Raw genomic sequence first — 24,648 nt, forward strand, 5'->3', positions numbered from 1 at the left:
GCACAGGGGCAACGCTAATAGACCACTAACAAATCAAGGAAAGGCCAACGCCCCAAGAACACTGACAAAAGCGCCGCGAAGGCCAAAAAACAACCCTTAATCCCGCGGCGAAGAAGCCGCCCCATGACTTAACCAATCGAGCACAGCAGTAGCATCATCATCCGCGCCCTGTCGCGCCTTAGCGACCGTCTCAGCCACATCCGCGCTAGGCACAGCGCGCCGAATCGCCACACCAACGGCAAGAATATCAATCATGACGAGATGCAGAATCCGCGAAATCATCGACAACTGCGACTCGCGAATCTCAATGTGATCGGTCTCCAAAGCAACAGTAGCCCGCTTGGCCAGCGCCGTGTTGCTGGACGTAATGGCAATCACCTTCGCCCCCGCCTGCATGGCGACATCCAGCACACGCAATAACTCAGGCGCACGTCCCGATTTGGACACGGCCACAATCACATCACCCTTGGCCAGCAACGCAGCAGACGCCGCCTGCATATACAGATCGCCGTAGGCAATCGTCGGAATACCAAACCGGAAGAACTTGTAATGCGCGTCCTGCGCGACGATATTCGAATTGCCGAGCCCATAAAACTCGATCCGCCGCGCGCCGTTCAACAGATCAATGGCCCGCTCGACCTGGTCGAAATTCAAATGCTCGCGCAACTGCAAAATCGCCGACACGGTGTTGTCCAGCACCTTCGCGCCGAAGTCCGTCGCGGTATCGCCCAGATGCACCTGGCTATGACTCACCGGAATCGTGCCGGTCAAACCCGTCGCCAGCTTCAGCTTGAAATCCGACAAACCCTGGCAGCCGAGCGAGCGGCAAAAACGGATCACCGTCGGCTGGCTCACGTCGGCCTTGCGCGCGATGTCCACGATCGGATCGTTGATGATCGAACGCGGATGATTCAACGCGAGATCGGCCACGCGGCGCTCGGCCGGCGTCAACGCGTCGCGCATCTGGCGAATCCGCTCGAACACGGCCGATGAACTGCCGCCCGCGCGGTTCGACAACTGCTCTGCGAGAATCGCCGAAACACCCAGAAACGCCGGGTATTCAGCGGTAATCACGTAGGTCGGCACGTTCTGCAAATACGCCTCGAAGCGGCCCTTCGCCTCGAACCGTTTGCGAAACGACGAACGCGAGAAGAACTCGCCGAGCCGCGGCACGACGCCGCCGCCAATGTAGATGCCGCCCAATGCGCCGAGCGTCACCGCAATATTGCCGGCGAAGGTGCCAAGAATTCCACAGAACACGTCGACGGATTCGGCCGCGAGCGGCTCGCCGTCCAGCGCGCGTTTGACGATCTCGACCGTGTCGACGTTGGCCGCCACACGCTTCTTGTCGCGGCCCGCCAGCGCACGGTAAATCACTTCGATGCCGGGGCCCGCGGCCACGCGTTCGAACGAGACGTGCGACCACTTCTTGCGCGCGTATTGCAGCACGATGTCTTCACGTTCGTCGGCCGGCGCGAAGGTGGCGTGACCGCCTTCGCTGCCGAGCGCGATCCAGCGGTCGTCGGCGGGAATCAGGCCGGACACGCCCATGCCGGTGCCCGGGCCGAGCAGGCCGATCACGCTGTTCGGACGGCGCGCGCCGCCGCCTACCTGCACGCGCTGCGCGTCGGTCAGGCCGGGCAGCGCCATGGCCAGCGCGGTAAAGTCGTTCACCACCAGCAACGTGTCGAAGCCGAGCGCGCGGCGCGTGGCTTCGATCGAAAAGCTCCAGTCGTGATTGGTCATGCTGACCTGATCGCCGTCGACCGGGTTCGCAATCGCAATCGCCGCGTGATTCACGCGGCCGATCTTGGTGTCCTTCAGATACTTCTTGATAACTTCGGCAACGCCCGGATAGTCCGCGCACGGATAGACCTGCACTGAGCCGATTTCGCCCGGGCTGTATTCGAGCGCGAAACGCGCATTGGTGCCGCCGATGTCGGCGAGCAGCCTCGGTCCATCGGCGTGCTGGCCCGCGCCCGGAACAGCCTTAGTTTGCACACCAGTAGACATCGAGTCTCACTCCCTTGTCGTTTGCCAACTGCGAGATGGCATTTTTTTGTAGCGCAGCGGTGGCGGCATTGAGCACGTCCATCTTGCGCGGTCCTGCGATCAGCAAAAACAGATGCTTCACTTCTTTTAAGGCAGAGAGCGACCAGCTCACACGGGCATGCGGTGCGTTGCCGGGATGCACGGCAACGAAGCGCTCGGGGGTGGTGATCGCGTAGTCCCATTCCGGCGCATCCGCGAAAATCGACGCCGTGTGGCCGTCTTCGCCCATGCCGAGAATCGCGACGTCCGGCACGGCGCTAAAGCGCGCGTCGGCGTTCAGCGCGGCAACGTGCGCGTTCAGGTCTTGCGTGGCATCGACCAGCGGCCAGAAAGCAGCATTTTTTGCGGCGTTCTGCAACAGCGTGTCGTGCACGAGTTGCGAATTGCTCGCGCTGTCCGTTTCCGGCACCCAGCGGTCGTCGACCAGCGTCACGGCAATGCGTGCCCAGTCGAAGGATTGCGTGGACAACGTCTGCAGGAACGGACGCGGGCTGCTGCCGCCGGACACTGCAAGCATTGCCGGGCGCGCGTCGTTGGTTGACGTAGCCGTCTGTGCGGCGAGCGACGTATGTAACGCGTCGCCAACCGCTTTCGCCAACGCGTCGGATTGGGCGCGTTGATCGTCGAAAGCGTGAAGCTCGATCACTTCTCCTCCGTGCTGCTTTCTTGTTAGATCTGCGGAACGTGCCATGCTGCTCTCACGCGATGCCTGCAAGTGGGATGACTTGCAGGCGCCTTCGTGATACCGGCGCCATTCCGTTCAGTTCGTCGGTGGGTCTTGCAGGCGCCGTGCCGTGCTTCGATCGGGATCGCGCATGGTACGACGCCGTAATTCAGTTGATTCAATTCTCTTCTTCGAGCCAGCAGGTGCCGTGCTGCGCCAACATCGCGCTCGCCGCTGCCGGCCCCCACGTGCCTGCCGCATACGGCTTGGGCGGCTTGTTGGCAGCAGCCCATTCGTTGAGGATCGGTTCGACCCAACGCCATGCCGCCTCCTGCTCGTCGCGCCGCACAAACAGCGCGAGGCGGCCGTTGATGACATCGAGCAGCAGACGTTGATACGCCTCCATTTGCCCTTCGCGGAAGAAACGGTCGAATGCGAGGTCGAGGTGGACGCTGGCGAGGTTCATGCCTTCGCCTGGCTGCTTCGCGAGACAGTAGAGGCGAATGGTTTCGTTCGGCTGCAAACGGATCACGAGACGGTTCGCACCACCGCGCAACGCGGACGCGCCCAGTGCCGAATGCGGCACCGCACGAAAATTCACCACGATCTCGGCGACGCGATCCGCGAGACGCTTGCCCGTGCGCAGGAAAAACGGCACACCGGCCCAGCGCCAGTTTTCGATTTCCACCTTCACCGCAACGAAGGTTTCGGTGGTGCTGTCCGTCTTCACGCCAGGCTCGGTGGCATACGCCGGCACCGCGCTGCCGCGGATCACGCCCGCATGATACTGGCCGCGCACGGCGACCTTGCCGATATCGCGCGGATCGATCGGCTTCAACGCGCGCAGCACGCGCAGCTTTTCGTCACGGACCGAGTCGGAATCCATTGAATGCGGCGGTTCCATCGCGACGATGGAAAGCAGTTGCAGCAAATGGTTCTGCACCATGTCGCGCAACGCGCCGGTGTTGTCGTAGAAGTCACCGCGCGCTTCCACACCGAGTTCTTCCGCAATCGTGATCTGAATGCTTTCCACCCATTCGCGGCGCCACAGCGGTTCGAACAGCACATTGCCGAAGCGCAGCGCGAGCAGGTTCTGCACCGGCTCCTTACCGAGGTAGTGGTCGATCCGGTAGATCTGTTCTTCAGCGAAGATTTCGCCGACTGCATCATTAATTGCGTTGGACGACTTGAGGTCGTAGCCGAGCGGCTTTTCCAGCACGATGCGCGAATTTTCGTTGAGCCCGACCGACGCCAGCGCGCGGCAGATCGGCACGAACAGCGACGGACCCGTGGCCAGATAGAACACCCGAATGCCGGGGCGGCCGCTCAAGGCGTCGCGCAGCAGCGTGAAGTCTTCGGGGTTGCCGAGATCGATCTTCACGAACTCGATACGGTCGAGGAAGCTCGCCCATGCTGTTTCATCCACACCGTTCTTCGACACGTGCGGTTTGACGTGCTCATTGACCCAGTCAATGTAGGCAGCACGATCAGCCACATGCCGTGCTACCGCGACGATCTTGCCACTGTCGGCCAGCATGCCGCCTGCACGGTGCGCTTCAAACAGTGCCGGCAGGATCTTTCGCATGGCCAGATCGCCGGTTCCGCCGAAGAGAACGAAGGTGAAGCTTGAATCGGTTTGCATGTGTCTCCGTCGATATCCTGGGGGTCGCCGTGGGGACCGAAAAAGGGCGACCGTAGTCCGATAAAATATTTTTTGACACTGAATTGTAGTTTAACTACAATCCAAATCAAGAGGTAGCGCTAATTCGATGAAAAAAGCGTGCGCTGTGAGGCTAGATGCGCGTTTTCCCGAATCGGCAGGCGTCCCCTTCATGTTAACGGACATTGCGTGCGAGCACGTGCCAGCATGCCCCCGGCAGCCCTTACGGAAGGCCGGAAAGCTAACCTGGCGTCAGGGTTAACGTGCAAGGCACCTCGAGTCTGCCGCGCACGACGCGGGCAGGCAAAAATCAAAAGAGGAGACAGTCAGTTGCATCCCGAACCACTCATCTCTTGAGCTTCCAGCGGCCGGATATCGGTCCGCCGGCACATGCCTTAACGCATGCGCCCGACCGTGCTCGATCGCCCAGTGTTTTGCCTGTTTGAACCAACCACAGCACCCTGGCGACATCAGGGGCCATTTGTTTTTTGTTCAGGTGTCTGGAGGAGATAAGCAATGAAATTTCGCGCGATCATGGGCGCTTTGTGCGCCGCAGGTCTGATGTGTGGCGTCTCGGCTGTGCAAGCTGCCGAGTCGATCGAAGTGTTGCACTGGTGGACTTCGGGCGGCGAATCGAAAGCCGTCGGCGTCCTCAAGGACGACATGACGAAGCAGGGTTACACGTGGAAGGACTTCGCGGTTGCTGGCGGCGCGGGTGCGGCTGCCATGACGGCACTGAAGACGCAGGTGATCTCGGGCAACGCGCCGAGCGCTGCGCAGATCAAGGGTCCGCTGATCCAGGACTGGGCTTCGCAAGGCGTGCTGGTGCCGATCGACTCGGCCGCAGCCGACTGGAAGAAGAACCTGCCGCCGGAAATCGACAAGATCATGCACGCGGACGGTCACTACGTGGGAGCACCGTTCTCGGTGCACCGCGTGAACTGGCTGTACATCAACAAGGCAGCGCTGGACAAGGCAGGCGGCAAGGTGCCGACCACGTGGCCTGAGTTCTTCGCGGTGGCCGACAAGATGAAGGCCGCGGGCATCCAGCCGATCGCGATGGGCGGTCAGCCGTGGCAAGACCTGACGCTGTGGGAAGACGTGGTGCTGTCGCAAGGCGCAGGCTTCTACAAGAAGGCGCTGGTTGATCTCGACGAGAAGACGCTGACGTCGGATCAGATGGTCGGCGTGTTCGACACGGTCCGCAAGATCCAGGGTTACTTCGACGCGGGCCGCACGGGCCGTGACTGGAACCTGGCAACGGCCATGGTCATCAACGGCAAGGCCGGCATGCAGTTCATGGGCGACTGGGCGAAGGGCGAGTTCGCCAACGCCGACAAGAAGGCGGGTTCGGACTACATCTGCGCTGCGGTTCCGGGCACGGAAAAGGCTTACACGTTCAACGTCGACTCGTTTGTGTTCTTCCAGCAGAAGGGCCAGAAGACCGCAACGCCGGGCCAATTGGCACTGGCCAAGACGATCATGTCGCCGGAGTTCCAGGAACAGTTCAGCCTGAACAAGGGTTCGATCCCGGTTCGTCTGGGCGTGTCGATGGCCAAGTTCGACGACTGCGCGAAGAAGTCGTATGCGGATGAACAAGTGGCGATCAAGTCGGGTGGCTATGTGCCTTCGCTGGCACACGGCATGGCGCAACCGGATGCAGCAGCCGGCGCGATCTCGGACGTGGTCACGAAGTTCATGAACTCGCAGCAGGATTCGAAGACCGCGGTTGCCGCGCTCGCGAAGGCTGCGAAGACCAAGTAAGTGACGTAAGCGAAGTGGCGCGCCTCGTCGTTCCTCTCGTGGGCGCCGGGCGCGCGCTTCAGACAGCTTGCAGCAGTTGCGTTGCTTAGGGCGAGAGACTTCACCCCTGGTTTCATCGAGTCACACCTATGCCGTTCCGGCCTTGCGTCTTTCGTGAGCGAGCGCCCCGGCGGTACAGTTTCAGCAGGAGTCGAGTAGTGACTGCTTCTATCAGCGGAAACGGGAAAACGGCCACCGTGACCCGCCGCACGTCGCCGATGGCGGCCCTTGCCGATCGCTGGATTCCGAAGCTGGTGCTCGCACCCAGCGTCGTGATCAGCCTGATCTTCGTGTATGGCTTCATCGCTATTACCGGCTTTCTGTCGCTGTCGAATTCGCGACTGATGCCACGTTATGAATTTGTCGGTCTCGACCGTTATCGCGAACTGTTCGATAACGATGTGTTCTGGACATCGGCTGCCAACCTCGGCTGGTTCGGCATTCCGTTTATCGGTATCTGTATCGGCCTCGGTCTGTTCCTCGCGATCCTGCTCGATCAGCAGATCCGCAATGAAGGCGCGCTGCGCGCCGTGTTCCTGTACCCGATGGCGCTTTCGTTCATCGTGACGGGTACGGCGTGGCAATGGATCATGACGCCGAGCGTCGGCCTCGAGAAGGTGTTCCACGACTGGGGCTGGACGAGCTTCTCGTTCAGTTGGCTCGGCGACCCAGACAAGGCGATTTTCTGCGTCGTGGTCGCGGCGGTGTGGCAATCCACCGGCTTCGTGATGGCGCTGTTCCTCGCGGGCCTGCGTGGTGTAGATGCTGAAATCTTCAAGGCTGCGCAGATGGACGGCGCCGGCTTGCCCACCATCTATCGCAAGATCGTGATTCCGAGCATGCGCCCGGTGTTCTTCTCCGTGCTGCTGATTCTCTGCCATATCACGATCAAGACCTTCGACCTGGTCGTCGCGTTGACCGCGGGCGGTCCGGGTACGTCTTCATCGCTGCCGGCTATTTTCATGTACACGTTTTCGTTCAATCGCGGGCAGCTGGGCGTCGGCGCGGCATCGTCGATGATGATGCTCGCCACCGTTGTGGCCGTGCTCGTGCCGCTGATGTATCTGGAATCGAGGAGCACGCGCAATGCAGCCTAAGATGACGATCAGCCGTGCCGTCATTTATGCGGCCTTGATTCTGTTTGCCCTGTATTTCCTGTTCCCGCTGTACGTGATGCTGTCCACGTCGTTCAAGGATGTCGACCAACTGCGCACCGGTAATTTGCTCACGCCGCCGACGCACTGGACCATCGACCCCTGGATCAAGGCATGGAGCGGTGCGTGTACGGGTGTGCGCTGCGACGGCATGCAGCCGTTCTTCATGAACTCCGTGCGCATGGTGATTCCGGCCGTGCTGATCTCGTCGATCATCGGCGCGTTCAACGGTTATGTGCTCACGCACTGGCGTTTCCGCGGCGCGGATCCGATCTTCACGATGATCCTGGTCGGCTGTTTCATTCCGTTCCAGGCGATCCTGCTGCCGATGGCGCGTTTCGAAGGCTTGCTCGGCCTGTCGAATTCGATAACGGGTCTGGTGGTGGTGCACGTGATCTACGGTATCGCCTTCACCACGATGTTCTTCCGCAACTTCTACGTGAGCATTCCGGCCGAACTCGTGAAGGCCGCGCGGATCGACGGTGCGGGTTTCTTCACGATCTTCACGAAGATTCTGATGCCGGTGTCGCTGCCGATTTTCATGGTGTGCCTGATCTGGCAATTCACGCAGATCTGGAATGACTTCCTGTTCGGGATTGTGTTCTCCGGTGTCGATTCGATGCCGATCACGGTGGCGCTGAACAACCTCGTGAACACCTCGACCGGCGTGAAGGAATACAACGTGGATATGGCCGGCGCGATCATCGCCGCTTTGCCGACGCTGCTCGTCTATATCGTCGCCGGCCGCTATTTCGTGCGCGGTCTGACGGCGGGCGCAGTCAAGGGCTAAACCATACGCATCGCGGTGGCGCTTCTTCCGGGAAACGCCGCCGTCATCCGACCAGAGTTTTCAAGCAGTACCAGAGACAAGAGGATTCACAGCATGGCAAGCCTTTCCATCCGTGACGTGTACAAAACTTACCCGAATGGGGTGCCGGTTCTGAAGGGTGTCAACATCGACATCGAAGACGGCCAGTTCCTGATTCTCGTCGGCGGCTCGGGCTGCGGGAAGTCGACGCTGCTCAACATGATCGCCGGCCTCGAAACCGTGACCAAGGGCGAGATCCAGATCGACGGCAAGACGGTGAACAACCTCTCGCCGAAAGATCGCGACATCGCGATGGTGTTCCAGTCGTACGCGCTGTATCCGTCCATGACGGTGCGCGAGAACATCTCGTTCGGTCTGGGCATCCGCAAGGTGCCGAAGCAGGAGCAGGCGCAGATCGTCGACCGCGTGTCGAACACGCTGCAGATCACACACCTGCTGGACCGCAAGCCGGGTCAGCTCTCCGGTGGTCAGCGTCAGCGCGTGGCCATGGGCCGTGCGCTCGCGCGCGATCCGGTGATGTTCCTGTTCGACGAACCGCTGTCGAACCTCGACGCGAAGCTGCGCATCGAAATGCGCTCGGAAATCAAGCTGCTGCATCAACGCCTCGGCACGACGATCGTCTACGTGACGCACGATCAGATCGAAGCAATGACGCTCGGCGACCGCATCGCGGTGATGAAAGACGGCATCGTCCAGCAGTTCGGCGCACCGCAGGAAATCTACGATTCGCCGGCGAATCTGTTCGTGGCCGGCTTTATCGGCGCGCCGCCGATGAACTTCATCCAGGGCAAGCTGGTGGAGCAGGGTTCGGGCGTGGGCATCGAACTGGATACGGGCGGCATGCGCGGCGTGCTGAACCTGCCGTTCGACTCAGCCAAGGTGAAGTCGCACGTGGGGCGTGAAGTGATTCTGGGCCTGCGCCCGGAGCGGATCACCGACGCACGCGGTGCGCATGGCGACCACGCGAATCTGCAGCCGATCGAAGTGAAGGTCGACGTGATCGAGCCGACCGGACCGGACACGCTGGTGTTCGCGCAGGTCAACGGCAAGCGCATTGTGAGCCGTGTGCACCCGGCCTCGAATCCGCAGCCGTTGACGAATACGACGCTGTTGTTCGATGCGTCGAAGGCGGTGTTGTTCGATCCGACTAATGAAGAGCGGATTGCCTGAGGCGGGTAATTCGCTGAGCGATCCGCTTTGAAGAAAGCCCCATGCTTTGTGAGACGCATGGGGCTTTTCTTCATTTGCGAGGCGCTGTTTGCATCGGGTTGCAGCGGGCTCGGAACATGGCGCCGCTGGGGCACAACGTCAAACGTCCTTGATACGCAGATCCGGATTGTTCCGTGCCAGCTCGGTGACCCACTCGGTGAAGGCGCGCAGCCGTGAACTCAGATTGCGGCGATGCGCATAGAGGATCGACAGCGGCGTACCGGGGCTCGTGTAGGTCGTGAGAATTTCCTTGAGCGCGCCTTGCGCAATCAGATCCGCGACCATGAAGCGCGACGGCTGGATGATGCCGTGGCCGAGCGCGCTCGCGCTGATGTAGACGCTGCCGTCATTCACCGCAAGCACGCTCTTCAGCGTGACCTTGACGATCTCGCCGTCCACCTCGTACTCGAATGGAAAGGTTTTGCCGCTGCGCGCGGAAACGTAGTTGACCGCGCGATGCTCGCTGAGCTCCTCGAGCGTGGTTGGCGTGCCGTATTCGTCCAGGTAGGCGGGCGACGCGCAGGTCACGATCCGCGCCTCGCCGATGCGCCGCGCGACGAGACTCGACTCTTCCGGCGTGCCCATGCGGATCACGCAATCCACCCCGTCCTGAATCAGATCGATGTTGCGATCCGCCAGCCCAAGCCGCACGTCGATCTCGGGGTATTGCCGGTAGAAGTCGTCGAGCGCGGGCAGCAGCAACGCACGGGCGAGCGTGCCGGACGTATCGACGCGAATCGTGCCGCTCGGATGTTCGCGCTTGTTCGACAGCGACGATTCGGCATCGGCGACTTCGGCGAGGATGCGCACGCACCGGTCGTAGAACAGCGCGCCGTCTTCGGTGACGCTGACCTGCCGCGTCGAACGGTTCAGAAGCCGCACGCCGACGTGTTCTTCCAGAGCCTGAATGGTCCGGCTGACTTTGGCGCGGGGCAGGTCGAGCGACTCGGATACTTTGGTGAAGCTGTTCGCCTCGACCACACGCGTAAATATCTCCATCGCTTCGAAACGGTCCATGTTTTGCCTTATGAGTGATGGGCGGAAGTGGGTTTCGAAGTGAAGTGTATCGCTTGGAAATAGTGTTGGCGCGCTCGCGCGATTATGTCGGGTCCGTGCCGGGTTCGTACGATCAATCCCGATCAGGCGCGCCAAGTGGGAACAGCGGGCGATACGGGCGTGCTTCGTCGACTGCGCGTGCGAACGATGGCCGGGCCAGCAGCCGCTTCCGGTAGGCGAGCACGTGCTCAAAGGCCGGGCCGATGCGATGCGTCCAGTCGGCGTAGAAGAGGAACGGCGCGGCGCCGCAGTCGGCGAGGCTGAACGCATCGCCGGCCGCCCATTCGCGCCCGGCCATCACCTTGTCGAGCCAACCGTAGGCGGCGTCGAGCATGTCGCGGGCTTCGGTCACGGCGCGCGGATCACGCTCCGGCTCGGCGCGCAGACTGTCGTACACGATCTTTTGCTGAGGCGTGGAGATGTAGTTGTCGAAGAAGCGATCCATGCTGCGCACTTCCAGCGCGGTGCGGGCATCGGCCGGCAAAAGCGGCACCGGACCCGGGTGATACAGGCCGAGATACTCGATGATGATGCTCGCCTCCACCACGGTCCGGCTGCCGTCAACCAGCACGGGAAAGCGCTTGATCGGCCAGAGCGCGGCGAACTCAGCCATGACCTGCGGGTCGTCGTGCGCGAGCAGGCGCAGTTCGAACGGCGTGCCGTTTTCGTAAAGCGCGGTCAGCACCTTCTGGCAGTAGGAGGAGAAGGGGTGGGCATAGAGCTTCAGGGTCATCGTGGTCACCTAGGGCGGTTTGCGAGGAGCGCTGTGGCGCGCTGACGGCCGGAGGGGCCGTTTACCTGACGACGAACGGCAGCGGTGGGAATCGACAACCTTGCGACAGCCCAGAAAATTTTAGCGGAAGACGAATGTTCGTCCGAATCCGGCAAAGACCGGACGCTAGAAAAAGCCTGTGCGCTGCGATTTGTTACGACAAAACGTCACAAACTTTCAAGAAACATAGTGTAACATTTGAAAAAATTGTAAGAAATCGACGTGACCGCGACGTAGCCGGTTTGCCGCCGTAATCAGAAAGACCACCGGGGCGTCACGCAATAAATAACGAATAACTCGACGCACGGAGCCTTTGCATGTCAACGATCACCACGACGTCTGTGAACAGCGCGACTGCCAACGCGCAGAACCAGGTGCAGCAAGCGGCGCAATCGATTATCAATGGCTCCACCGGCAATTCGACGATGGACGTGGCGTCGCTGGTGTCGGCCCTCGTGAATGCGAAGACGGCTGGCCAGACGGCGGCGCTGAAGGCCAAACAGACGAGTGATACCACGACCTTGTCCGCGTACGGCGCCCTGAGTTCCGCGTTGAACGCCTTGCAGGCCGCGATCAAGAGTCTCTCGGACGGAACCACCCTGTCGACCTTCGGGGCCACTGCGAGCGGCAAAGGCATGGACCCCAAGGCGGGTCCCGGCGCGGTCGCCGGCAGCTATTCGATTGACGTCAAGCAGATCGCTGCGTCGCAGAGTCTGTCGTCGGCGGCGTTCGATTCCACCGCCAAGTTGGGCACCGGCAAGTTGACCATCGCGGTCGGCGCCAAGTCGATGGATGTCACGGTCGACAGCACGAACAACACGCTGAGCGGCATCGCCAATGCGATCAACAAGGCGGGCAACAATCCTGGCGTCACGGCCACCATCGTGACCGGCACGGGCGGCGCCCACCTGGTGTTGCGCTCGACCACCACCGGCGCGGCCAACACGATCAACGTGTCCACCAGCGGCGTCCAGAACGACACAGGCCTGTCGAGCCTCGGCGTAACCTCCACGCCGGGTGCGAATGGCGCGGCGTCCACGATCGTATCTTCGGATACCAGCAAGGCCTGGCAGCAAAGCGAAGCCGCTCAGGACGCGCAGTTCACCATCGGCGGGATTGAGGCGAGCAGCTCCACGAACGCGGTCACCTCGGCAATTTCCGGCGTCACGCTGAATCTGTCGAGCGCCGCGGTCGGCACCACGCAGACACTGACAATCGCGCCGGATACGACCGCGCAGAACACGGCCATCACGAACTTCGCCAATCTCTACAACACTGTCGTCACGACCATCAACTCGCTGTCCTCGTACGACAAGTCGTCGAAGACCGGCGGCGCGCTGCTCGGCGATTCGACGCTGACGGCGATCAAGAATACGTTGGCGTCGATCGTTGGCGGAGGCGTCGGCACGGGGTCGTCAGCGGTGGGGCTCGCTTCGATTGGCATTACGCTGAAGGGCGATCCGGCGGACGGCACGCTGGTCATCGACAGCAAGAAGCTGAGTACGTCGCTCACCAGCAGCCCGGCGCAAGTCGCCACGTTGTTCAACTCGACCAACGGCATCGGCGCTAAGTTGAACAAGAGCATTACCGACTTCGTGAAGACGGGCGGCATCATCGACACCCGCAGCACGGCGTTGAATGCCGACCTGAAGAGCATCACCACGCAGCAGACCACGCTCGCCAATTACAGCGCGCAGTTGACGAAGCAGTACCAGAATCAGTTCACCGCGCTCAACACGCTGATGGCGACGATGAACAACAACTCCCAGTACCTGACGGCGCTGTTTGGCGGCTCGAAGAGTGCGGGGGCGTTAGCGACCAATAAGTAAGGCTGCTTTAAAGCGCGCACCGCCTGATTCCGGGCGGCGCGCTTTTGATGAGGGCAGTTTGATGAAACAAGCTTAGTGAGGCAGCCGGACGTTGAACCTGAACGTCGCCAGCCTCGCGAGCAGGATAAAAGCGGTAGCGATCAACACGCTATAAACCGTATCGACGTCCATATAGTCCAGCAGCACGTACAGCCAGCACCCCACAAAAGCGCATGTCGCGTACGGCCGCGAATCACGCAAAATCAGCGGCACCTCGTTGCACAGCACGTCGCGAATCACGCCGCCGAATACGCCGGCCAACACACCCATCATCACCGACGTGAACCACGGCATCTGCGCGTCGTGCGCGATCGACGTGCCTGAAATGCTGAACAAACCCAGCCCGATCGCATCGGCCACCAGCAGGACCCGCTCGGAAAGCAGCCGCGACGTCATCTTCAGGAGCGTTGGCGCAAACAACGACATCACGAAGATCGCGATGAGATAGGTCTGATGCTCGACCCAGTAAAAGGGCCGCCGCTCCAGCAGCACGTCGCGCAAGGTGCCGCCGCCGAAGGCTGTCGCGACGGCCACGAGGAAGGTGCCCACAGCGTCGAGCCGACGGGTCCTCGCTTCGATAAATCCGGAAATCGCGTAGGCGAAAATAGCCAGCGCTTCCATGATGGTCAGCGCCAGCGTCAGCCTCGGATGGATCACCGGGACTCCGTCAGGACTTGGGGGAAGCCGGCAATACGCCCGGCTGTAACAGCACGACCACTGCACCCGCGCCGCCGTCATGCGGACGCGCCTGACAGAAAGCGATCACCTCAGACTTCTGCACGAGCCACGCGCGCACTTTGCCCTTCAATACGGGTTCTTTTCCAATTGACCCGAGGCCCTTGCCGTGAATCACACGCAAACACCGCAGGCCACGTTTCACCGATTCACGAATGAACTCGGCCAGCGCCTCGCGCGCTTCCTCGCGACGCATGCCATGCAGATCGATTTGTGCCTGCACGATCCAATCGCCGCGCCGCAGTTTGCGGACGACTTCCTGGCTCACGCCGGGACGGCAATAGGAGAGCGTTTCGTCGGTTTCGAGCAGGATCTCGGGATCGAACTCGTCGGAGATCGCTTCATGCAGCACGGCTTCTTCGTCGAGTTTGGTTTGCACCGGCAGCGGCGACGGAGGATTGCGCGGCAAGCTGGCGCGCGGCGGGACCGCCAGTGGCGCAACCGCACCGATCTCGCGGCGAAACAGATCGGCGTCCGCCGACGCTTCGCGCTGCGCCGCCGCTGCGGCCGCGCGCTCGCGTTCACGCCGTTGCGTGTCGTCCTTCAACGCATCGCGCAACGCGCCGAGGCCGGCCAGACCTGCAGCCGGCTCGATCTTCGGTTTGACGGCGGGTGCGGATACCTCGGGCGCGGGCTGGGCAGCGGCTCGGGCGCGCTTTGGTTCGCTAGGATGGGGCTGATTCTTCGGCATATCGGTAATACACAGAAAAGTAGATCGATCGCGCGAATCCGACGCGAACAGGACGCAAAAAAGGCCGCTGGCTTCTCAGCCGCGGCCTTCTTCAAAGCAGGCGGCCGGGCCATGCCCAGCCGCCATTTTACCGTTGCGCCTAGAGTTTCAGATCAGCGGTCGGCTTCGGCGCTCATCACGTGCTCACCAATCTCTTCGATGGTTTCCAGATAACGCTGAGCGTCGAGCGCGGCCATACAGCCCGTGCCCGCGCTGGTGATCGCCTGACGATAGACGTGGTCCTGCACGTCGCCCGCCGCGAACACGCCCGGCACGCTGGTCGCCGTTGCGAATCCGTTCAGACCGCCCTTGGTGATGATGTAGCCGTTCTTCATCTCCACCTGGCCTGCGAAAATGTCCGTGTTCGGCTTGTGGCCGATCGCGACGAAGATGCCTTGCAGCGCGATATCCGTGGTGTCGCCGGTTTGCGTGTTCTTGATACGCAGGCCGGTCACGCCGGACTGGTCGCCGGTCACTTCGTCGAGCGTGCTGTTCCACTTGATCTCGACCAGGCCTTCCTTTTCCTTCGCCAGCAAGCGGTCGATCAGGATCGGTTCGGCGCGGAACTTGTCGCGGCGATGGATCACCGTCACCTTCTTGGCGATGCCAGAAAGATAGAGGGCTTCCTCGACTGCGGTATTGCCGCCGCCGATCACGGCCACATGTTGTTGTTTGTAGAAGAAGCCGTCGCAGGTGGCGCAAGCCGACACGCCCTTGCCCATGAACAATTCTTCAGACGGCAGGCCGAGATACTGCGCCGATGCGCCGGTCGAGATGATCAGCGAGTCGCAGGTGTATTCGCCCGAATCGCCGATCAGGCGGATCGGCTTCTCATCCAGCTTGGCCGTGTGGATGTGGTCGAAAATGATTTCGGTGTTGAAGCGCTCGGCGTGCTCCAGGAAGCGCTGCATCAGCTCCGGGCCTTGCACGCCGTTGCCGTCCGCCGGCCAGTTTTCGACGTCGGTCGTGGTCATCAGTTGGCCGCCCTGGGCGAGACCCGTGACGAGTACCGGCGACAGGTTGGCGCGTGCCGCGTAGACCGCTGCCGTGTAGCCGGCGGGACCGGAACCGAGAATCAGAACTTTGGCGTGTTTCGTGGAAGTAGCGGGCATAATCGAAATCCTTTTACGGCGCCCGGCTCGCCCATGCGAGGCCGCGCGACTTGAGCTGAAACTATAGATGGGTATCAGAGCGGCATTATAAAGGGCGGCACGCCGGCCTGCTCCATGAAGCTTTCCGATCGTGGCGATAGCGTTGCCGCAGGCTTCGGCGGCCTTTCGTGTGGTCGATCGGCTAAGTTACCGTCATTTACAGCCTCGCGCGAGGCACTGCGTTTACAATAGGCCGCATCGATGGATCCGGCAGCCGGGACCGGGTCTGGAGCCGCCTTAAGCGCCGCTTCGGGCCGCGACTCCAGCGGCAAATCGGCCACACAAGCAACAGGATCAATGGCAAAAGCTCCCTATTCCGCGAGCGCGCAGGCATTGCCGCACCGCATGTCGCGCCTTTTCACCGAAATCCGCTGGATCTTGCAGGTCGCGCTCGGCGTGTTCCTGCTCATGGCGCTCGTCAGCTACAGCCGGCACGATCCGAGCTGGACGCATGCCGCGCAGGTCGACCACATCGCCAACTGGGCGGGCCGCGTCGGCGCGTGGACGTCCGACATCCTGCTGCTGCTGTTCGGGCTGTCCGCCTACTGGTGGATCGTGCTGCTCGGCCGCCATATCTCCGCCAATTACCGCCGCATCACTCGCCACGAGGAACTGCAGGATGACGCGCCGCGCGATGCCGGCTGGCTCGCGGACGCGTTCGCGTTCATGTTGGTGTTGCTCGCCTGCGACGGTATCGAAGCGTTGCGCATGTGGTCGCTGAAAGTGCAGTTGCCGCGGGCGCCGGGCGGCGTGATCGGCGAGGCGGTGGCGCGCGGCATATCGCATGCGCTCGGCTTCACGGGCGGCACGCTGGCCCTACTTATCGTGCTCGGCATCGGTTTGTCGCTGTATTTCCGTTTTTCGTGGCTGTCGGTGTCGGAAAAGGCCGGCGAGTCGATCATTTCGGCGGTCACTTTCGCCAAGCTGCGCCGCGAGGCCGGCCGCGACCGTAAATTGGGCGAAGCTGCCGCGGTGAAGCGCGAAGGCAAGGTCGAAAAGGGCCGCGTGCGGATCGAGGAGCACGAGCCGGTCATGATCGTGCCGCCCATCGTCACGCCCGCCAAATCGGAACGCGTCGAGAAAGAGCGGCAAGTGCCGCTGTTCACGGACCTGCCGGGCGACTCCACCTTGCCGCCGATCTCGCTGCTCGACGCAGCGCCGGCCGCGCAGGAAACCATTTCCACCGATACGCTCGAATTCACCTCGCGCCTGATCGAGAAGAAGCTCAAGGACTTCGGCGTCGAAGTGAGTGTGGTCGCCGCGTATCCGGGCCCGGTTGTCACGCGTTATGAAATCGAGCCGGCTACTGGCGTGAAGGGCAGCCAGATCGTCGGTCTGGCGAAGGACCTGGCGCGTTCGCTGTCGCTGGTGTCGATTCGCGTGGTCGAAACGATTCCGGGCAAGAATTTCATGGCGCTGGAGTTGCCGAACCAGCGCCGTCAGACCGTGAGTCTCTCGGAGATTCTCGGCTCGGCGGTTTATGCGGACGCGGCTTCGCCGCTCACCATGGGCCTCGGCAAGGACATTGGCGGCAAGCCGGTATGCGCAGACCTCGCGAAAATGCCGCACTTGCTGGTGGCCGGTACGACCGGCTCGGGCAAATCGGTGGGTATCAACGCGATGATCCTCTCGCTGCTCTACAAGGCGAGCGCCGATCAGGTCCGCATGATCCTGATCGATCCGAAGATGCTCGAAATGAGCGTCTACGAAGGCATTCCGCATTTGCTGTGTCCGGTGGTCACGGACATGCGCCAGGCGGGTCACGCGCTCAATTGGGCGGTGGCCGAAATGGAGCGCCGCTACAAGCTGATGAGCAAGCTCGGCGTGCGTAACCTCGCCGGCTACAACAACAAGATCGACGAAGCCGCCAAGCGCGACGAGAAGCTGCCGAATCCGTTCAGCTTGACGCCGGACGATCCGGAGCCGCTGTCGCGTCTGCCGAACATCGTCGTCGTGATCGACGAACTGGCCGATCTGATGATGGTGGTCGGCAAGAAGGTCGAAGAACTGATCGCGCGGATTGCGCAGAAGGCGCGCGCGGCAGGCATCCACTTGATTCTGGCGACGCAGCGTCCGTCGGTCGACGTGATTACCGGCCTGATCAAGGCCAACGTGCCAACGCGCATGGCCTTCCAGGTGTCGTCGAAGATCGACTCGCGCACGATTCTCGACCAGCAGGGCGCGGAATCGCTGCTCGGCATGGGCGACATGCTGTACCTGCCGCCGGGCAGTGGTTTGCCGGTGCGTGTGCACGGCGCGTTCGTGTCGGACGAAGAAGTGCATCGCGTCGTCGACAAGCTCAAGGAGCAGGGCGAGCCGAACTATATCGAGGGCATTCTCGAAGGCGGCGTGACGGGCGAAGGCGACGAAGGCTCTGCGGGCGCAGGTGGAACCGGCTCCGGCGACGGCGAGGCCGACCCGTTGTACGACCAGGCGGTCGATGTGGTGCTGAAGAACCGCCGTGCGTCGATCTCGCTGGTGCAGCGGCATTTGCGCATCGGCTATAACCGCGCGGCGCGCCTGCTCGAGCAGATGGAGAACTCGGGCGTGGTGTCTGCGATGTCGTCGAACGGCAATCGCGAGATTCTTGCGCCGGCGCGGGAAGCGGAATAGGCATCTACACCGGCTAGTCCACCGAACCAGCCGCAAGGCACTGCGCATAAACCTCGTATAAGCCCCGCTTAAGACTTCTTGCTTAAGCTTTGACCCAAGGCTGAGGGCTCGTCCCTCGGCTGCGCGGTTCAAGCCAGCCGCCACGGTCACCCGGCCGCTGCCCACAAAGCCCGCCGTCGTGACCGCTCAACAAATTCAATCAAGGGAGAAAACACCATGCAGCTATTCGCGCAGCAGCACGCTCGACAGAGTGCTCGCCCCCGCCGTTTTGGCCAACTCGCTCGTACGATCGCACGTGGCGTCGGCAGTGTGGTGATCGGCGCGTCGATGCTCGTCGCGTCGCAGGCATTCGCGAGCGGCACCGAGCAACTGAAGGCATTTGTCGCGCAAGTGCATTCCGCGCGCGGTACCTTTGTGCAGCAGGAAGTGCGCGCGCCGAGCAAGGCGCAGGGTGCAAGCGGCGCGAGCGGTGTGCTGTCCACGGCTGGCAAGACCGGCACGTCGAGCGGCACGTTCACGTTCGCGCGCCCCGGCAAGTTTATCTGGCAATACGAGAAGCCTTATGCACAACTGCTGCAAGCCGACGGCGACAAGCTGTACGTGTACGACAAGGATCTGAACCAGGTGACGGTGCGCAGTCTCGGCGGCGCGCTCGGCGCGAGCCCGGCGGCGATCCTGTTCGGCAGCAACGATCTGGACAAGAACTTCACGCTGCGTGACGCAGGCGTGAAGGCCGGCATCGACTGGCTCGAACTGACGCCCAAGGCGAAAGACACGCAGTTTCAGCGCGTTGGCATCGGCTTCAAGGACGGCAATCTTGAAGCGATGGAACTGCACGATGTGTTCGGCAACGTGACGCTGCTGACGTTCTCGAACATTCAGAAAAACCCGCCGCTGCCGGCCGATGCATTCAAGTTCACGGTGCCGAAGGGCGCGGATGTGATCAACGGTTAAGCTGCCGCAGTTTGCCTATGCAAAAGAAAAGCCGCGCATCAATTGCGCGGCTTTTCTTTTGGCGGCGCGTGCAACGCCAAGCCGCTACTCATCGACTTCCAGCACCTGTACCGGATGCGCAGCCTTCATATCGTCGATAAACGCTTCGACGATATCCGTCCGATGTTGCCGCGCCCGCGTGACCATATGAAACGCCACCCGGTACTTCATCTGTGCGGGATTCAACGCGGCCAACAAGCCCTGTTTCACGAACGGCGCCGCGAAATGCCCCGGCAAATAGCCGAGATGATGCCCGGACAGCACTAGCATCGCGACGGCTTCCATGTTGTCCGCGAGGGCGGTGACGTTCTGCGGCGTGGTCGAACTTTCAGCTTCGGGTAGTGGATAACTGCGCCACGCCCATTCGTGAGCCGCGGCTTCGGCGGGTGGCACTTCGCCGGCAGAAGCGAACAGCGGATGCCCCTTTGCGCAATACGCGAACTGATCTTCGGCGAACACCTCGGTGTATTCGAGCGACGGCACGCGATGCCAGAAATAACCGATGCCGATCTGAATGCGGCCGTTCAGCAGCAGTTCTTCGAGTTCGCCCGGCGAGCGCACCAGAATCGAAAACCGCACCGACTGATCGCGGGCCCGAAACCGGCCGATCGCGTCGCTGATGCGCGCGCTCGCCGATACCGGCGTGTGGCCGATCATGCCAATATCGAGCGTGCCGACCAATTTGCGGCCGACATTGCGCGCCTGCATGCCGAAAGTATCGACGGCGGACAGTAGAGCGCGGGCTGCGTCGATAAATTGCTCGCCGCGCGCGGTCAGGCTGAAGCCGCCGCGGCCGCGCTCGCACAGCCGGTAGCCGAGGCGTGTTTCCAGCGTGGCGAGTTGTGTGCTGATGGTCGACTGGCCGACGTTGAGCGTGGCCTGGGCCGGCGAGACGCCGCCGGCGTCGACGATGGCGAGGAAGACGCGGATCAACCGCAGGTCGAGATCGGTGAGTTGGGAGAACATACGGCAGGATACATCGCTACGAATCAATGTGAAGTTTATTCTGTTCGTATTTTAACTTGCAGGAAACTGCTCAAGAATCGAGATTCGCCCGGCAAGGTGCGCTTTTTCTATTGATCCTTCGGCCGGTTGCACGTATTTGCTTACTGCCCCTCTTTTCATTGCCGAGACACGATGAATACTTCCTCCTTCATTTCCCCCGATGCCGGTGAACGGCCGCAGCCGCTGTCCGGCAACGCAATGCCCCGCTGCGGCGGCATTGCGACGATGATGCGGTTGCCGAACGTCGGCTCGGCCGAAGGGTTCGATGCCTGCTTCGTCGGCGTGCCGTTCGATCTCGGCACCTCGAACCGCACCGGCGCGCGCTTCGGGCCGCGCCAGATCCGCAGCGAATCGGTGCTGCTGCGCCCGTACAACATGGCCACCCGCGCCGCGCCGTTCGATTCGCTGCGCGTGGCCGACCTCGGCGACGTCGCGATCAATCCGTACAACCTGCACGATTCGATCAAGCGCATCGAAACCGCCTACGACGAAATCCTCCAGCACAACTGCAAGCCGATCACACTGGGTGGCGACCACACGATCGCGCTGCCGATCCTGCGCGCGATTCATCGCAAGCACGGCAAGGTCGGCCTGATTCACGTCGACGCGCATGCTGACGTCAACGACACGATGATGGGCGAGAAGATCGCGCACGGCACGCCGTTCCGCCGCGCGGTGGAAGAGGGCTTGCTGGATTGCGACCGCGTCGTGCAGATCGGTCTGCGTGGCACGGGTTACGCGGCTGAAGACTTCGACTGGTGCCGCGATCAGGGTTTCGAAGTCGTGCAGGCAGAAGCGTGCTGGAACCAGTCGCTGGCGCCACTGATGGCACGCGTGCGGGAACGCATGGGCGACGGTCCGGTGTACATCACGTTCGACATCGACGGTATCGATCCGGCCTTCGCGCCGGGAACGGGCACGCCGGAAATCGCCGGTTTGACGGTGCCGCAGGCGCTGGAAATCATTCGCGGCTCGCATGGCTTGAACATCGTCGGCTGCGATCTGGTTGAGGTCGCGCCGCCGTACGATCCGTTCGGTACGACCGCGTTGCTCGGCGCGAATCTCGCGTTCGAATTGCTGTGCGTGTTGCCGGGTGTCGAGTATCGGGCGTCGAAGCGGTGAACTGACCACGATTGATGGCGCATGAAGAGAAAAGGCCTGCATTTGCAGGCCTTTTCTGTATTGCGAGGATGCTTGCACGACTCAAGCGTATGCAGTTTTCCGAGTCGACACCAGCGCCAGATAACACACCGCGCCGATCACCAACGCGGGCAAGGTAGCGCCCAGATTCGGCAGCCATTGATTGATCGCCTGATACGCCACGATCCCGATTGCCCACGACGCGAACGCGCTCAAATGCCAGCCGCCCGAGAAGCCATAGCGGCCGCGCACGTCGCCGAGCACGGCGGCTTCAATGCGACGCTTGCGCACGATGAAGTGATCCACCAGCACCACGCCGAACAGCGGCGCGAACACCGAGCCGATCAGTAGCAGGAAGTTCTGATACTTCGCCATCGGCACGAGCAAGGCGATCGCCGTGCACAGCGCGCCGAACGCCGCCGACAACAACGGCACGCTGCCGCGCGTCCAGAACGTGCCGGTCGAGACCGCTGCGGAGTGGATGTCGGCGAACGCGTTGTCCACTTCGTCGATCAGGATCAGCAGCAGGGCGAGGCCGCCGCCTGCTTGCGCCAGCGCGCCGGTCAGCAGCGCATCGCCACCACCGGCCGCGAGACCGTAGATCGCACCGAGTGCGTAAAACCAGATGTTCGCAATGCCATAGCCGAGCAGCGTGCCGCGGAAGGTCTCGCCGGGGCGTCGGCCGAAGCGCGTGTAGTCGGCGATCAGCGGCAGCCACGAGAGCGGCATCGCGACCACCAGATCGATTGCGCCGCCGAACGACATCTCGCCGGTGCCCGGACGGCGCATCAACTCGGCCAGATCGTGTTTGGCAAGCAGATTCCACGAGAGCCACGCGGCGCCCGCCAGCAGCAGCCAGATGCCCCACGTGCGCAAAAACCGCCGCACGAACGACAGCGGGCCGCTGATCGCCAGCAGCGTCGCGAGCAAACCGAAGATCACGGTCCAGATCAGCGGCATCGAGAAACCGAAGGCCTGTTTGGCAAGCGCATCGGCGGAATCGCGCATCACGATCACCTCGAACGAGCCCCAGCCGACGAGTTGCACGGCGTTCAGCACAGCAGGCACCGAGGCGCCGCGCACGCCGAGCGTCGGCCGCAGGGATGACATCGCCGCGAGTCCCGTATCCGTGCCGATCACGCCGGCCAGCGCCAGCAATACGACGCCGATCACGCTGCCGATCACGATCGCCAGCAACGCATGCGGTAGCGACAGCCCCGGCACCAGCAGCGCGCCCGCCTGCGCGACCAGCAGGCCGATGCCGAGCGAGAACCAGAGCGCGAAAGCGTCGCCGGTGCGGAACGCGCGGCGTGCGTCGGGCACCGGCGTGAGCGGTGCGTAGGTGGAACCGGCGTCGCCGGCGAGTGGATCTTGTGCCATCTAATCTTGTTCCTGTTGGTGTTGCTTGTGCGTTCGGTGTTGCTTGTATGTCGCGTGCGATGTCCATGTTGCCGGCCAATCCGCGCGCGATGTTAGCCTGTCCGGCTGTCGGCGAGATTACTGGCTAGTCGGCGCGCTCATTGGCGTGCGATTTTGCCAGTTGAGTGATCTACTCAGTTATCGCTCTCGTTAGCCTGCTAATTCGGGTGCTTTTTGCGTTGTTCATCGCTGATGATCGTGCTCGAACCGTGCCGCTCGAATCTCTCTGGCACAGCGCGCGGCCATCGCCCGAGCGCCGTCACTGTCATAATGCAGGTCGTCGCCCGCATCCCTGCGTGCCGGCTTTACTCACCGGCAGCACGCCGCCTTCACACGGACCGCGTCCGGAAAAGCCGAGATTATCCCCAAAACGTCATGTTTGAAGAAACCCGTGCCAATGTTCCGCTCGCCGAACGCCTGCGGCCCCGCAATATCGACGAAGTGATCGGCCAGAAGCACCTGCTCGGCCCGAACAAGCCGTTGCGGGTCGCATTCGAATCCGGCGAAGCCCATTCGATGATCCTCTGGGGCCCGCCCGGCGTCGGCAAAACCACGCTCGCGCGGCTTATGGCCGACGCGTTTCATGCCGAGTTCATCGCGTTGTCCGCGGTGCTCTCGGGCGTGAAGGATATCCGCGAAGCCGTCGAGACCGCGCAAATTCATCGCGCGAACGGACATCAGACGCTCGTGTTCGTCGACGAAGTGCATCGCTTCAACAAGAGCCAGCAGGACGCGTTCTTGCCACACGTCGAGTCGGGCCTGTTCGTGTTCGTCGGCGCGACGACCGAGAATCCATCGTTCGAGGTGAATAGCGCGTTGCTCTCACGAGCCGCCGTCTACGTGCTGAAGAGTCTCACCGACGAAGAACAACGCGAGCTGCTCGACCGCGCACAGAAAGAACTCGGCGGCCTCACGTTCACCGACGAAGCCCGCGACGCCCTGATTGGTTCCGCCGACGGCGACGGCCGCAAGCTGCTGAACAACCTGGAAATCGTCGCGCGCGCGGCGGCCCAGCAGAAGAGCACCGAAATCGACGGCGCTTTGCTTGGCAGCGCGCTCGCCGAGAATCTGCGCCGCTTCGACAAAGGCGGCGACGCATTCTACGACCAGATCAGCGCGTTGCATAAATCGGTACGCGGCAGCAGCCCGGACGGTGCGCTGTATTGGTTCTGCCGCATGCTCGACGGGGGCGCGGACCCGCGTTATCTCGCGCGACGCATCGTGCGCATGGCGTGGGAAGACATCGGTCTCGCTGACCCGCGCGCGGCCCGTATCGCGCTCGACGCGTCCGAAACCTACGAACGCCTCGGCACACCCGAAGGTGAGCTAGCGCTGGCGCAGGCGATCATCTATCTGGCAGTCGCACCGAAGTCGAACGCGGGTTACAACGCGTACAACGAGGCGCGCCGTTTCGTCAGCAAGGACCAGTCGCGCGGCGTGCCGGTGCATCTGCGTAACGCGCCGACCAAGCTGATGAAGGAACTCGGCTACGGTCACGAATACCGCTACGCGCACGACGAACCCGATGCCTACGCTGCCGGCGAGACCTATCTGCCAGACAACATGCGCGACCCGCATTGGTACGAGCCGACGCCGCGCGGTCTCGAAGGCAAGATCGGCGACAAGATGGCGCGTCTGGCCGAGCTCGACGCGCAGTGGCGCAGCGAGAACAAGCCGAAAAAGGGCTGAGCCTTTCCGCCCGTGCTTCTGCGGCGGTTTCAGATGCCGTGTCGCCATTCCGCACGCCTTGACCATCTAACGCACCGGCCGCCCGCGCCGGTGCGCTAAAATCGCT

At 62.2% G+C, this 24,648-nt stretch carries 19 protein-coding genes; 9 read left to right on the plus strand and 10 right to left on the minus strand.

The genetic code is table 11. The features are described 5' to 3' along the window. Positions 1-96 precede the first annotated feature (96 nt). From M0D64_RS09180 to zwf, 3 genes are all read right to left on the minus strand, one after another. Positions 97-2,013 (minus strand): bifunctional transcriptional regulator/glucokinase, encoded by a 1,917-nt coding sequence (locus M0D64_RS09180; RefSeq protein ID WP_266257383.1) that lies wholly within the window; start codon positions 2,011-2,013, stop codon positions 97-99. After that, complete coding sequence (gene pgl, locus M0D64_RS09185) at positions 1,991-2,698, minus strand: 6-phosphogluconolactonase (protein WP_266257574.1); 708 nt, start codon at positions 2,696-2,698, stop codon at positions 1,991-1,993. Before pgl ends, M0D64_RS09180 begins: the two co-directional genes overlap by 23 nt. A gap of 196 nt (positions 2,699-2,894) precedes the next feature. After that, positions 2,895-4,358, minus strand: coding sequence for a glucose-6-phosphate dehydrogenase (zwf, locus tag M0D64_RS09190; RefSeq protein WP_154562066.1), 1,464 nt, complete (start codon positions 4,356-4,358; stop codon positions 2,895-2,897). Between the two features lie 534 nt (positions 4,359-4,892). On the opposite strand from zwf, the gene M0D64_RS09195 reads away from it, so the two are divergent. The 4 genes from M0D64_RS09195 (at position 4,893) to M0D64_RS09210 (ending at position 9,332) form a co-directional block, all read left to right on the plus strand. Continuing rightward, positions 4,893-6,140 carry an ABC transporter substrate-binding protein gene (locus M0D64_RS09195; RefSeq protein ID WP_171924994.1) on the plus strand — a complete coding sequence of 416 codons (1,248 nt, stop codon included), beginning with the start codon at positions 4,893-4,895 and terminating at the stop codon, positions 6,138-6,140. A 197-nt stretch (positions 6,141-6,337) separates the two neighbouring features. Further along, entirely contained in the window at positions 6,338-7,276 is a 939-nt protein-coding gene (locus M0D64_RS09200; RefSeq protein ID WP_097391669.1) for a carbohydrate ABC transporter permease, read from the plus strand. Then, complete coding sequence (locus M0D64_RS09205; protein WP_093643967.1) at positions 7,266-8,123, plus strand: carbohydrate ABC transporter permease; 858 nt, start codon at positions 7,266-7,268, stop codon at positions 8,121-8,123. Before M0D64_RS09200 ends, M0D64_RS09205 begins: the two co-directional genes overlap by 11 nt. Positions 8,124-8,216: 93 nt before the next feature. Then, positions 8,217-9,332, plus strand: a complete 1,116-nt coding sequence (locus M0D64_RS09210) for an ABC transporter ATP-binding protein (protein ID WP_154562062.1) — start codon at positions 8,217-8,219, stop codon at positions 9,330-9,332. A gap of 138 nt (positions 9,333-9,470) precedes the next feature. Here the strand turns inward: M0D64_RS09210 and M0D64_RS09215 are convergent, their stop codons facing one another. After that, the gene (locus M0D64_RS09215) at positions 9,471-10,388 is read right to left on the minus strand and encodes a LysR family transcriptional regulator (protein WP_266257384.1); all 918 of its coding nucleotides are present in this window, start codon (positions 10,386-10,388) and stop codon (positions 9,471-9,473) included. Positions 10,389-10,500: 112 nt separating this feature from the next. Continuing rightward, a complete protein-coding gene (locus tag M0D64_RS09220) occupies positions 10,501-11,160 on the minus strand; it encodes a glutathione S-transferase family protein (protein ID WP_266257385.1) in 660 nt (219 codons plus the stop codon). Positions 11,161-11,516: 356 nt separating this feature from the next. Between M0D64_RS09220 and fliD the strand changes: the two genes are divergently transcribed. Then, positions 11,517-13,028, plus strand: coding sequence for a flagellar filament capping protein FliD (fliD, locus tag M0D64_RS09225; protein ID WP_266257386.1), 1,512 nt, complete (start codon positions 11,517-11,519; stop codon positions 13,026-13,028). Positions 13,029-13,100: 72 nt separating this feature from the next. On the opposite strand, the gene M0D64_RS09230 is transcribed toward fliD, so the two are convergent. From M0D64_RS09230 to trxB, 3 genes are all read right to left on the minus strand, one after another. Further along, on the minus strand, positions 13,101-13,721 hold the full coding sequence (locus M0D64_RS09230; protein WP_168435769.1) for a trimeric intracellular cation channel family protein: 621 nt from the start codon (positions 13,719-13,721) through the stop codon (positions 13,101-13,103). Between the two features lie 13 nt (positions 13,722-13,734). After that, positions 13,735-14,493, minus strand: coding sequence for a Smr/MutS family protein (locus M0D64_RS09235; RefSeq protein ID WP_266257387.1), 759 nt, complete (start codon positions 14,491-14,493; stop codon positions 13,735-13,737). A 152-nt stretch (positions 14,494-14,645) separates the two neighbouring features. After that, the gene (gene trxB, locus M0D64_RS09240; protein WP_154562052.1) at positions 14,646-15,644 is read right to left on the minus strand and encodes a thioredoxin-disulfide reductase; all 999 of its coding nucleotides are present in this window, start codon (positions 15,642-15,644) and stop codon (positions 14,646-14,648) included. A gap of 336 nt (positions 15,645-15,980) precedes the next feature. On the opposite strand from trxB, the gene M0D64_RS09245 reads away from it, so the two are divergent. Further along, a complete protein-coding gene (locus M0D64_RS09245) occupies positions 15,981-18,296 on the plus strand; it encodes a DNA translocase FtsK (RefSeq protein WP_266257388.1) in 2,316 nt (771 codons plus the stop codon). A 216-nt stretch (positions 18,297-18,512) separates the two neighbouring features. Next, positions 18,513-19,250, plus strand: a complete 738-nt coding sequence (gene lolA, locus M0D64_RS09250; protein ID WP_266257389.1) for an outer membrane lipoprotein chaperone LolA — start codon at positions 18,513-18,515, stop codon at positions 19,248-19,250. 84 nt (positions 19,251-19,334) lie between these two features. Here the strand turns inward: lolA and M0D64_RS09255 are convergent, their stop codons facing one another. Continuing rightward, complete coding sequence (locus M0D64_RS09255; RefSeq protein ID WP_266257390.1) at positions 19,335-20,255, minus strand: LysR family transcriptional regulator; 921 nt, start codon at positions 20,253-20,255, stop codon at positions 19,335-19,337. A gap of 171 nt (positions 20,256-20,426) precedes the next feature. On the opposite strand from M0D64_RS09255, the gene speB reads away from it, so the two are divergent. Further along, entirely contained in the window at positions 20,427-21,416 is a 990-nt protein-coding gene (speB, locus tag M0D64_RS09260; protein ID WP_054035089.1) for an agmatinase, read from the plus strand. 81 nt (positions 21,417-21,497) lie between these two features. Here speB and cytX read toward each other — a convergent pair whose 3' ends face one another. Further along, on the minus strand, positions 21,498-22,814 hold the full coding sequence (cytX, locus tag M0D64_RS09265; protein WP_266257391.1) for a putative hydroxymethylpyrimidine transporter CytX: 1,317 nt from the start codon (positions 22,812-22,814) through the stop codon (positions 21,498-21,500). 414 nt (positions 22,815-23,228) lie between these two features. Between cytX and M0D64_RS09270 the strand changes: the two genes are divergently transcribed. Then, a complete protein-coding gene (locus tag M0D64_RS09270) occupies positions 23,229-24,542 on the plus strand; it encodes a replication-associated recombination protein A (protein ID WP_054035088.1) in 1,314 nt (437 codons plus the stop codon). The last annotated feature ends 106 nt before the right edge of the window (positions 24,543-24,648 follow it).

Source organism: Paraburkholderia sp. WS6, assembly GCF_030464835.1.
GTDB lineage: Bacteria > Pseudomonadota > Gammaproteobacteria > Burkholderiales > Burkholderiaceae > Paraburkholderia > Paraburkholderia madseniana.

Bases quoted from the DNA above. Each gene is read 5' to 3' on its own strand.
- M0D64_RS09180 (WP_266257383.1), bottom strand. From the start codon at position 2,013: ATGTCTACTGGTGTGCAAACTAAGGCTGTTCCGGGCGCGGGCCAGCAC.
- zwf (WP_154562066.1), bottom strand. From the start codon at position 4,358: ATGCAAACCGATTCAAGCTTCACCTTCGTTCTCTTCGGCGGAACCGGC.
- M0D64_RS09195 (WP_171924994.1), top strand. From the start codon at position 4,893: ATGAAATTTCGCGCGATCATGGGCGCTTTGTGCGCCGCAGGTCTGATG.
- M0D64_RS09205 (WP_093643967.1), top strand. From the start codon at position 7,266: ATGCAGCCTAAGATGACGATCAGCCGTGCCGTCATTTATGCGGCCTTG.
- M0D64_RS09210 (WP_154562062.1), top strand. From the start codon at position 8,217: ATGGCAAGCCTTTCCATCCGTGACGTGTACAAAACTTACCCGAATGGG.
- M0D64_RS09215 (WP_266257384.1), bottom strand. From the start codon at position 10,388: ATGGACCGTTTCGAAGCGATGGAGATATTTACGCGTGTGGTCGAGGCG.
- M0D64_RS09220 (WP_266257385.1), bottom strand. From the start codon at position 11,160: ATGACCCTGAAGCTCTATGCCCACCCCTTCTCCTCCTACTGCCAGAAG.
- fliD (WP_266257386.1), top strand. From the start codon at position 11,517: ATGTCAACGATCACCACGACGTCTGTGAACAGCGCGACTGCCAACGCG.
- M0D64_RS09235 (WP_266257387.1), bottom strand. From the start codon at position 14,493: ATGCCGAAGAATCAGCCCCATCCTAGCGAACCAAAGCGCGCCCGAGCC.
- trxB (WP_154562052.1), bottom strand. From the start codon at position 15,644: ATGCCCGCTACTTCCACGAAACACGCCAAAGTTCTGATTCTCGGTTCC.
- M0D64_RS09245 (WP_266257388.1), top strand. From the start codon at position 15,981: ATGGCAAAAGCTCCCTATTCCGCGAGCGCGCAGGCATTGCCGCACCGC.
- lolA (WP_266257389.1), top strand. From the start codon at position 18,513: ATGCAGCTATTCGCGCAGCAGCACGCTCGACAGAGTGCTCGCCCCCGC.
- M0D64_RS09255 (WP_266257390.1), bottom strand. From the start codon at position 20,255: ATGTTCTCCCAACTCACCGATCTCGACCTGCGGTTGATCCGCGTCTTC.
- speB (WP_054035089.1), top strand. From the start codon at position 20,427: ATGAATACTTCCTCCTTCATTTCCCCCGATGCCGGTGAACGGCCGCAG.
- cytX (WP_266257391.1), bottom strand. From the start codon at position 22,814: ATGGCACAAGATCCACTCGCCGGCGACGCCGGTTCCACCTACGCACCG.
- M0D64_RS09270 (WP_054035088.1), top strand. From the start codon at position 23,229: ATGTTTGAAGAAACCCGTGCCAATGTTCCGCTCGCCGAACGCCTGCGG.